The sequence below is a fragment of the Ekhidna sp. genome, assembly GCF_040223195.1.
Classification (GTDB): Bacteria; Bacteroidota; Bacteroidia; order Cytophagales; family Cyclobacteriaceae; genus Ekhidna.
On record NZ_JAVKDX010000012.1, the window covers coordinates 297,939 to 307,468 of the forward strand.

The window sequence follows — 9,530 nt, forward strand, 5'->3', positions numbered from 1 at the left end:
TATAACTACAATCAAATATCCTTACGAATGGTTTGCTCCATGTCTTTCAAATAGATTTCAAATGTCGTCCCCTTGCCTTTTTCGGAAGACACACCGATGCTGCCACCCATATGCTCCAGGGCGTCTTTTACCAAGTACAGGCCAAGTCCTGTACCATTTGAGGCTTTGTTTGCCCGATAAAACATTTCGAAGATTTTTGGTAGGTGTTTTTGATCGATCCCGGGCCCATTATCAGATATTATGATGTTTTTCCCCTTGTCTGCACTTTCAATCCTCACACGTATTTCCGGATTTTTACTATTCATGTCATGGTACTTGATTGCATTCCCCAGGATATTGGTAAGTATGGTATGTAGTCTCGCGCTATCTGTATAAATAAGATCTTCCCCGTGTGACTCAAGAGTAAGCTTGGGGTACTTTTTATTTGGGTCTACCAGGCATTGATATTCCTTTTCAATTTCTCCAACCAGATTTATTTCGATGATGCTCAGATCCATTTTCTGGCCTTTTCTGAGTGTGATGATGTCACGAATTACATTGTCAGCTTGTAGCAATCGATCCTGGATCGCATTGAAGAACTCTTCCTTTTTCTCCGGGTCATCGGTGGCACGGATCACGGAAACAATGCCCGAAATGGTGGTGAGGGGGGCTCGCAAATCGTGTGAGGAGCGATATAGAAACGTGTCCAGCTCAGAATTGGCTTTTTTGAGGTTGTGCTGCTCCACTTCCAGCACGCTGATGATCATACCAAGACCCATGAGTGCCAGCAGAAAAATATCAATAGCCCCGGCATAATAAGGCACTTCAAGTGGGTAATCAATCAGGTATAATTCAAGCAGCACCTCCAGAAAATAATTGAATTGTAGTAGGCCGTAAGAGAGAAAGGAGAAAATGATAAATCGAATCCCTATTCCGGTTTGGGTCATCCTGAAGAGCATGATAGCACAGGTAATGAAAATCACGCCAGCCAGGAGGGACTTAATGCCCACCCGAAAAAAAATCCGAGAAGCCCCGGCATCCGAATTGTCAAAACTGATAAGAACGAGAACGATGGTGATGGGAACGATGGCATATGAAATGAGCTTTACCAGTTTTCGGTTCATCCGCTGATTTCTGGAGATTTCCAAGGTGCCGGAGTAGAGCCACAGGATTTGCAAAAAACTGGCCGCTACTGTGATAATGGACATCAGAATCCTGAACGGATGATCGAGTGGAAGCAGAAACGCATTGGCCAGCGAAACACATGATCCAAATATATTTATTGCCAGTGCAAGCCAACTCCAGGACCAAAGCAGGTAAAAATCGTTTTTATACTGCCGATAAAATTTCCTAAGTATGAGCATGATGACCAACGCAAGGAGCACTTGCGTCACGTATTGCATGGAAACTATTTTGACGGCTTCAGGAAACATGGCAGTTATTGTAAGAAAAGGTAAAATCTCCTGATTTGGAAATTTTAAGCCCTTACAATCGTTGAACTTAAAATTTTAGGGCACCTGTACTTACAATACCGTGTCAAAATCGGTGAATATTCCCTCAGGTACTTCATACATCACCTTAATATCTGAGAGTTTATAGTTGCCCCTGTCGCCAGAGAGCATAATTTCACCATACTTATTATAATCCGCCCAGGGAGTGATAAATCGCGGTTCAAGTGTGGTAGAATCCTGATAATAGGCCCATTGAGTCACCAGCTTCGAATCAGCATCTATCCATACTTCATACACATTTTCCGGGGTTACGCCCACATCTTCAAAAGACAAGCTCACTACGTCTGAAAGCTTGCCGGTTAGCGTTGTGTCTTCACGCAAATACTTCAAAGTCACACCCGAATCTTTGAGTTTAAATGGCATCACGAGCCAATATGAGTCATTGACCCAAAGCTCATATCCACGCTGAAGGTAAAAGTCTAATGAGTCGGTGACTGCTGTTTCCCCTTTCATTACTTTCCCTTCTTTGGTGTTGATATTCATGAGGATGGTCAGGTTGCTGGCAGGTTCTTCTATTCGCACATCTCCAGTCCATTTGTCCCAAATGTGATTTCTGCGCCCAAAGAAATTCCAGCTGAGGTATCGGGTGTTGTCCCAGGCCCTTCTGCCACCCATGGCCAGCATGGTTTTATCGGCCAGCAATGTGGCCAGGAGGTCTGAGCCTTCCTGATTAAATCCCTCCGCAGGAGGATTGTTGTATGCAATGAACTCTCCTCCAGTGGCAGTGCTATCTGCTGCTTCATCAGATGAAGAGCCACCGGTGGAGCAGGATGAGAGAATGATTAAAGCGAAGATTGTGTATAGTAAATTTCTCATGGCTGATTTGCTGTTTGGTTAAAGATAGAAAATAAAAAAGGAGACCTTCATGGGTCTCCCTTATAGTTTAGGTTGGTTGTGTTCGTTAGTCTTTTCCGTCCTTAAACTGCTCGAACCTATCGCCTTCCTCGGATCGTGGGAAAACATTGTTATCCGTGTACGCATCGGCAGTCTTCTGATCCGGATCAATCACAATTTTAGTTACTTCTTTGTCTTTCATGAAAACTTTTGTGACTTCTTTTTCATCCATCTTCCAGATTTCGGCTGGGATTTTTTCCAGTTCCACTGAGCCATCGGCATATGTCCACTGAATCAACACAGGAGTAACCAGCCCGCCTTTATTTTTCAAGGTAAGCTCGTAGAAGTTTTTGCCTTGAGCTACTTGCTTGATCTTTTCATTATTGAGAGAAGTCTGGAACTCTCCTACACTTCCTGTCCAATCCTTAAATACAAAGGGTTGTGGATTGCTACCAAAATCCTTTTTGCCATCGTTCTTGGTGTCTATCCCTTGTCCGGCACCTTTGATGTTTCTGGTTTCCAATCCATTTTCTTCGGTCTGCATTTGAAACCATCGTACATTGGCAAGGTCCACATCTACATAGTCTGTACCATAGAACCAGCCTCTCCAAAACCAGTCCAGATCTACCGCCGATGCATCTTCCATGGTGCGGAAAAGATCGGCCGGTGTTGGATGCTTAAATGCCCATCGCTGTGCGTAAGTTTTAAATGCTTTGTCAAAAAGCTCAGGCCCCATTACCGTTTCTCTTAGAATGTTTAGTGCGGTTGCAGGTTTTGCGTAGGCATTGTTGCCAAACTGTCTGATTTGCTCAGAGTTGGTCATAATTGGCCTTACCAAGCCCCTTTCTCCACTCATGTACGGAACAATATTGGCTGCCGGGCCTCTTCGGGATGGGTACTCATAATCCAGATAATTTTCCTCCAACTCTTGCTCAGTCAGGTACTGGACAAATGTATTCAACCCTTCGTCCATCCATGTCCACTGGCGCTCATCCGAGTTGATAATCATGGGGAAGAAGTTGTGACCTACCTCGTGAATAATTACAGAGATCATTCCATGCTTTTTCTGATCGGTGTAGCTGCCATCGGCATCCGGGCGACCGTAATTGAAGCAGATCATCGGGTATTCCATCCCAATTGAGGCAGTGTGTACAGAGATAGCAATTGGATATGGATAGTCTATGGTGAACTTGGAATAGGTTTTCAATGTCTGAGCTACTGCAATGGTTGACCATTCTTCCCATAGCGGATTTCCTTCTTTTGGGTAGTAAGACATAGCCAGCGGCTCAGATCCGTTTTCAAGCTTCACAGCCATGGCGTCCCAGATGAATTTTCTGGATGCACAGAACGCATAGTCCCGCACATTTTCTGCCTTGAACTTCCAGGTTTTGGTACCGGTCGCCTTCGTTTTCTCGGCTTTTCTTGCTTCTTTCTCAGTTACAATGATCACCGGCTTTTCGTAGCTTTTCTTGGCCTGCTCGAAGCGTTGCATTTGCTCATCGGTGAGGACTTCTTTCGCATTTTGGAGAGTTCCTGTTGCTCCCACCACAAAATCTTCAGGTACAGTCAGCTCCACTTCATAGTCACCGAAAGTCAGGGCAAACTCCCCTCTTCCCAGGAATTGCTTGTTTTGCCAGCCTTCATTGTCAATATAAACCGCCATTCTTGGGAAAAACTGTGCGATGGTGTACAGATAATTACCCTCTTCCGGGAAGTACTCCAAACCAGATCGTCCAAAATCATTCATGCGATTGTTGATGTTGTACATCCATGAGATATTGAATGACATATTCTCGCCAGACTTAAGCGGCTGAGCCAGGTCTATGCGCATCATGGTTTTATTGATGGTATAAGACATGTCTTTACCATCACTCTTTACCGATTTGATTTTGAAGCCACCGTCATAATCTTGATCTCCCACTAAATTGAAAACTGAAAATGCACTGAGCGTATCATTCATGCTGCTCTGGTCGATCAGCGGAGAATCAGAATCCCTTGCCCTTACATTTTGATCAAGCTGCACCCACAGGTATTCCAAATTATCCGGTGAGTTGTTGTAGTAGGTGATGGTCTCACTTCCGGTGATTGACTGGTTGTTGTCATCCAGTGTGATTTTCATTTTGTAGTCAGCTTTTTGCTGCCAGTACTGATGGCCGGGTGCACCTGATGCGGTGCGATACACATTAGGGGTGGGCAGCATGGTTCCAAGCTGCTCAAATTTTTGCTCCCACTCTGTGTCCTTTTGTTTTTGATCCTGCGCAGTTATCACAGTCGTCACTAAAAACGCAACGATTAGTAGAATGCTATTTTTCATAGGTTCCTTAGTTAATAGTTTTTAATTCAAATAATTGGTGTCCAGCATGAGCATAAGTGCGATACCACCCACTGCCGACGAGATGATCATTTTCCAGTCTTTTCTACTCACGCCTCCCAATCCGACGAAAATTGCGCTGATAAGCATGAATAATCCAACAACTATTATTTGACCTACCTCTAATCCTATATTAAAGGCAAATAATTGCAAAATGATAGTCTCATCCCCGCCGAGCAATGCTCTCAGATAGTTGGAAAAACCAAGCCCGTGTATGAGGCCAAAGAACCCGGCATACATATAGTTTCGCCAGATTTTACCTTCGGCAATTCGGTCTTCTTTGGTAAAAAGATTAGAAATAGCCGTCACCAAAATAGTGACGGGAATGAGAAACTCAATCAGGTCTGCATTGACCTTTATGATCCGCATGGTGGCCAGGGCCAATGTGATGGAATGACCGATGGTAAATGCCGTAACGAGGATCAATACCTTCTTCCAGTCGGTGGACTGATAAAGGGCGCAAAGCACTACCACAAAAAGGATGTGGTCATAGCCGTTTACATCCAGGATATGGTCAAAACCAAGCCCGTAGTACAATTGAAACTCACTCATGGGTTAGCGAATATAAGTCAAGGAAGTGATCTCCCGATTTTACCCTTGGAAGGATTTGATGAGCGGTATTGATCATAGGCACGCCGTTTGCGTAGATTTGACTCATGATTACACTAGCACTCATCATTTTTCAATCATTCCTTCATCCCTTCCATGTGAGCGTGTCTGATATCAAATACAAAGAGGACAAAAAAGTACTTCAGATTAGCAGCCGTATTTTTCTGGATGACCTGGAGCTGGCACTTAGAGAATATACTGGCAACCAAACACTGGACATCAAAGACGAGGCAAACTGGGATTTCGTGAGAGAAAACCTGAAGAAGTATGTGCTGGAACGAGTAAAGCTATGGGATGAAAAAGACCGGGAATATGAGCTAAACTACATTGGAGCCGAGATTGAGGATGATGTGATGTGGTGCTACATCGAAATAGAAAAAGTGAAGAAGCTGGAAAAAGTGAAGGTAAGAAATGCGATCCTACACGAAGTATGGGCCGATCAGGAAAACCTGGTACATTTCAGGGCTTTTGATGATGTGCAGAGTGCCAGGTTGTATAAGGGAAATGCAGAAGAGGTTTTTGAGTGGGGAAACTAGTCCCCAAAAACCACCACATTCCACTTCATACCATCGTGTTTCAATAGCGCAACCTTCTCCACTCGAAACTCGAACCCCACTTTCCGCAGTTCAAACTCCTTCTTCGCTTCGTAAAAAATTGGCTTCTTCAAATCCCGAAAGGCAATAGTCACGTGCGGATGAAACGGCCGGTTTTTGTAGTTGGCATTGTCCAGTTTCAGCTCCTTTCTGCAAAGATCCACCACCTGCTTTTGCAGCTGATTGAGGTCTTCATTATCCACTACATTCACAAACACTACCCTCGGTTCGAAAAAGTCGAAACCTTTTAGTTCAGTCCGAAACGGATTGAGGCCATCATTCAGCTTCTTCATGACGCCTTCTAGCTCAAAGAAGCGTTTGTCTTTCCACTTAAATGGCATATGCAAAGTGATATGAGGAGGTGATCTGAGGGCATGTTTGCTGTCATATTTATCCGCGACTTCATGCTTCAGTTTGGTGATCTCATCCTGAATATCTGCCGGTGGTACGATCGCTATGAAATAGAGGCTTTCCAAATGGTTATATTTACTGTCACCCTGAATTTATTTCAGGGTCAATTAGAAATCAAGAAGATTCTGAAACAAGTTCAGAATGACCTAACGAAGTATTATGAAAAAAATCATCCCGTTTCTTATCGTCATGGCGTTTGCCTGTGACGCCACCAGTCAAAAGAAAAGTACAAACGCTAAGCCCTCTGACGGGATAGCAGACTTTACGTCCAGCATGCAGAAGCAAGAAGGCTTCTTCAACTTCTACTACGATGAAGAGGTCGGTCGCATGTTTCTGGAAGTCGATAAAATCAATCAGGAATTTCTCTATGTCCATTCGCTAGCTGCAGGAATTGGCTCCAATGACATTGGCCTGGATAGGGGGCAGCTCGGCGGAGAGCGGGTGGTAAGGTTTGAAAAGCACGGGAACAAGCTCCTGCTAATTCAGCCCAACTATGACTACCGCGCCGTGAGCGATAATCAGGATGAGGTGAAGTCCGTTGCGGAAGCATTTGCAAGTTCGGTCATTGGTGGATTCGAAATTAGAACCAAAAATCAAAGTGCTTACCTGATCGATATCACCGATTTTCTCCTTCGGGATTCGCACGATGTAAGTGGAACCCTCAACAGGACCAGCCAGGGAAATTTCTCAGTAGACAAATCCCGATCGGCTATCTATATGGATGCCACTTTCAACTTTCCCAAAAACACTGAGTTTGAGTCACTTCTCACCTTTAGCGGAGATACAAAAGGTTGGTGGTTGAGATCAGTTACGCCTACACCGGACGCATTGACGGTCCGTACTCATCACAGCTTCATAGAGCTGCCGGACGATAACTATACCCCTCGGGTATTTGATCCTCGCTCAGGATTTTTCAACATCACCTATCAGGATTACGCCACTCCAATTGAGGATCCCTTGGTTAAGCGATTTATCGTTAGGCATAGGCTGGAAAAGAAAGACCCGAATGCTGTAGTGAGTGAGCCGGTAGAGCCGATCATCTATTATGTGGATCGCGGTGCACCGGAACCTATTCGCTCGGCTTTGATAGAGGGGGCCAGCTGGTGGAATCAGGCGTTTGAAGCTGCCGGATACAAAGATGCCTTTCAGGTGAAAGTCATGCCAGAAGGCGCTCATCCCCTGGATGTCCGATACAATGTGATTCAGTGGGTGCATCGCTCTACTCGTGGCTGGAGCTATGGTGGTGGCATCACCGACCCCCGCACAGGTGAAATGATCAAGGGGCATGTGAGCCTGGGGTCATTACGGGTGCGTCAGGATTTTCTGATAGCAACCGGACTCTTGCAACCGTATGAAAATGGGGATGAGCAACCAAATGCCATGACAGAAATGGCCCTGGCTCGATTGCGACAGCTTTCCGCTCATGAGGTGGGACATACGATCGGACTGGCTCACAATTTTGCTGCAAGTGTAAATGACCGAGCATCTGTGATGGACTATCCACACCCGTTTGTGAAAATGGATGAGCAGGGTAATATTGATTTGAGTGAAGCATACGATGACAAAATTGGGGCGTGGGATAAAGTGACTATACGTTACGGTTACAGTGATTTTCCGGAAGGTGAAAATGAGAAGAAACTGAAAGAAATTCTTGATGAAGCTTTTGACAATGATTTAAGATACATCACGGATCAGGATGCAAGACCATCCAGTGGACTTCATTCGGAAGCCCACCTTTGGGACAATGGCACAAACGCTGCTGTAGAGCTTAACCGGATGATGAAAATCAGAAGGATCATTCTTGACAAGTTTTCCGAAAAGGCAATCAAAACCGGAATGCCAATGAGCTCCATTGAGGAAGCATTGGTGCCAATGTATCTTTTTCATCGCTATCAAGTAGATGGAGCTTCCAAGATTATCGGAGGTCTGAACTACAGCTATGCGCTGAGAGGTGGAGATGAAGTAGTGACCGAAATGTTGTCAGCCGATGAGCAGATGGCAGCACTTGAGGCTTTGCTCAATACCGTAAAACCCGAGCATTTGAAACTACCCGAGGCATTACTTGGCCAAATCCCGCCTCGTGCTTTTGGATACCCACGATCGAGGGAGACTTTCCAATCAAAGACAGGACCTGCATTTGACTATCTGGCAGCTGTAGAAACAGCAGCCAGTGTTCCATTTAGTTTCATTTTCAATGCAGACAGGTTCAATCGATTGCTAACATTTAAAGCTCGAAACAATGATCAGCCAGGGGTAGATAACGTACTTGATCGAATCACACTGGCGGTCTGGATGAGTCCCTCTTCGAACTCTTTGGATCGTACCATTCAGCGTGTGGTGGAAATGGAGATGCTAAACCATCTCATGGGATTAGCCGTGAATGACCGTGCCTATGATGAGGTTAGGGCAAAGGCAATAAGCAAAATCAAAGAGATTCGAACTTTTGCAAATGGAAGAATAGATCGAAAGATGAATGATGATGGCACTTACTATCGATATGTCGTTGGCAGGATTGTTCGTTTCATGGAAGAGCCGGGCGAATTCAAAATTCTGGATAGGATCAAAGCACCGGATGGCTCACCGATTGGAAGCTGTGATTTTTGATGTTTCCGGGTTTATTCCGGGGAACTTCAATACCTCAAAATATCCTGAACGGTTGTCTGAATTTGGTTTACCTCCCTCTTAGAAACAGTACCAATTTTTCTGACCAATCGATCTTTGGATACCGATCTGATATGAAAAACTAGTACCTCAGATTTTTCTGAAAGCTTGTTTTGCTTGTTTGGTTCGAGAACAGGGTTGCCTTTGTACTCTTTTACCTTAGTTGTAAGAGGGCAAATGATCACTGTTTTGAGGTGAGTATTGAGGAGATCACCACTTACAATGACCACCGGCCTGAAACCAGATTGTTCGCTCCCTTTCGTCGGATTTAGGTCAGCATACCAAATCTCACCTTGCCTCATCAACTATTTGCTTTAGGTACTCCTCCATTCCCTCTTCAGCAATACCCATGATTTCATCATCATCACCCAGAGATTTGTAAGATTTAGCATACTCAGCTCTGTTTAGTTGATCCAAATAAATACGCAATGCCTTTTCCATGATCTTATTCTTGGGAAGGCTTAGTTCCTTTGCTTTTGCAGAAAGCATCTTCAAAAGCTCGTCCGGAAGGGTACTGGTAAAAGTCGCCATTGTATTTATAAAATATAAATATAAATATAA

Annotated in this window: 9 protein-coding genes; 2 read left to right on the plus strand and 7 right to left on the minus strand. The window is 44.6% G+C overall.

What is annotated here, in order from left to right:
• Positions 1 to 11 precede the first annotated feature (11 nt).
• The 4 genes from RLN88_RS06205 to RLN88_RS06220 all read right to left on the minus strand — a co-directional run bounded on the left by RLN88_RS06205 (position 12) and on the right by RLN88_RS06220 (position 5,247).
• Positions 12 to 1,382, minus strand: a complete 1,371-nt coding sequence (locus RLN88_RS06205; protein ID WP_350220513.1) for a sensor histidine kinase — start codon at positions 1,380 to 1,382, stop codon at positions 12 to 14.
• A gap of 120 nt (positions 1,383 to 1,502) precedes the next feature.
• Positions 1,503 to 2,306: a hypothetical protein gene (locus tag RLN88_RS06210; RefSeq protein WP_350220514.1), complete on the minus strand. Its 804-nt coding sequence runs from the start codon at positions 2,304 to 2,306 to the stop codon at positions 1,503 to 1,505.
• A gap of 85 nt (positions 2,307 to 2,391) precedes the next feature.
• A complete protein-coding gene (locus RLN88_RS06215; RefSeq protein WP_350220515.1) occupies positions 2,392 to 4,638 on the minus strand; it encodes a M1 family metallopeptidase in 2,247 nt (748 codons plus the stop codon).
• A 21-nt stretch (positions 4,639 to 4,659) separates the two neighbouring features.
• Entirely contained in the window at positions 4,660 to 5,247 is a 588-nt protein-coding gene (locus RLN88_RS06220; RefSeq protein WP_350220516.1) for a HupE/UreJ family protein, read from the minus strand.
• 104 nt (positions 5,248 to 5,351) lie between these two features.
• Between RLN88_RS06220 and RLN88_RS06225 the strand changes: the two genes are divergently transcribed.
• Positions 5,352 to 5,840 carry a DUF6702 family protein gene (locus RLN88_RS06225; RefSeq protein ID WP_350220517.1) on the plus strand — a complete coding sequence of 163 codons (489 nt, stop codon included), beginning with the start codon at positions 5,352 to 5,354 and terminating at the stop codon, positions 5,838 to 5,840.
• Here the strand turns inward: RLN88_RS06225 and RLN88_RS06230 are convergent.
• Entirely contained in the window at positions 5,837 to 6,373 is a 537-nt protein-coding gene (locus tag RLN88_RS06230) for a 2'-5' RNA ligase family protein (RefSeq protein WP_350220518.1), read from the minus strand. The two genes, RLN88_RS06225 and RLN88_RS06230, sit on opposite strands and share 4 nt — an antisense overlap.
• A gap of 94 nt (positions 6,374 to 6,467) precedes the next feature.
• Here RLN88_RS06230 and RLN88_RS06235 point away from each other — a divergent pair, with 94 nt between their 5' ends.
• Positions 6,468 to 8,912 carry a zinc-dependent metalloprotease gene (locus RLN88_RS06235; protein ID WP_350220519.1) on the plus strand — a complete coding sequence of 815 codons (2,445 nt, stop codon included), beginning with the start codon at positions 6,468 to 6,470 and terminating at the stop codon, positions 8,910 to 8,912.
• Positions 8,913 to 8,938: 26 nt separating this feature from the next.
• Here RLN88_RS06235 and RLN88_RS06240 read toward each other — a convergent pair whose 3' ends face one another.
• Both RLN88_RS06240 and RLN88_RS06245 read right to left on the minus strand, forming a co-directional pair.
• The gene (locus tag RLN88_RS06240) at positions 8,939 to 9,271 is read right to left on the minus strand and encodes a type II toxin-antitoxin system PemK/MazF family toxin (RefSeq protein ID WP_350220520.1); all 333 of its coding nucleotides are present in this window, start codon (positions 9,269 to 9,271) and stop codon (positions 8,939 to 8,941) included.
• On the minus strand, positions 9,258 to 9,530 hold a 273-nt coding region (locus RLN88_RS06245), incomplete at its 5' end, for a hypothetical protein (RefSeq protein WP_350220521.1). The genes RLN88_RS06245 and RLN88_RS06240, both read right to left, overlap by 14 nt.

Coding starts and splice junctions, on each gene's coding strand:
- RLN88_RS06225 (WP_350220517.1), top strand. CDS start 5,352: ATGATTACACTAGCACTCATCATTTTTCAATCATTCCTTCATCCCTTC.
- RLN88_RS06205 (WP_350220513.1), bottom strand. CDS start 1,382: ATGCAATACGTGACGCAAGTGCTCCTTGCGTTGGTCATCATGCTCATA.
- RLN88_RS06235 (WP_350220519.1), top strand. CDS start 6,468: ATGAAAAAAATCATCCCGTTTCTTATCGTCATGGCGTTTGCCTGTGAC.
- RLN88_RS06240 (WP_350220520.1), bottom strand. CDS start 9,271: ATGAGGCAAGGTGAGATTTGGTATGCTGACCTAAATCCGACGAAAGGG.
- RLN88_RS06210 (WP_350220514.1), bottom strand. CDS start 2,306: ATGAGAAATTTACTATACACAATCTTCGCTTTAATCATTCTCTCATCC.
- RLN88_RS06215 (WP_350220515.1), bottom strand. CDS start 4,638: ATGAAAAATAGCATTCTACTAATCGTTGCGTTTTTAGTGACGACTGTG.
- RLN88_RS06220 (WP_350220516.1), bottom strand. CDS start 5,247: ATGAGTGAGTTTCAATTGTACTACGGGCTTGGTTTTGACCATATCCTG.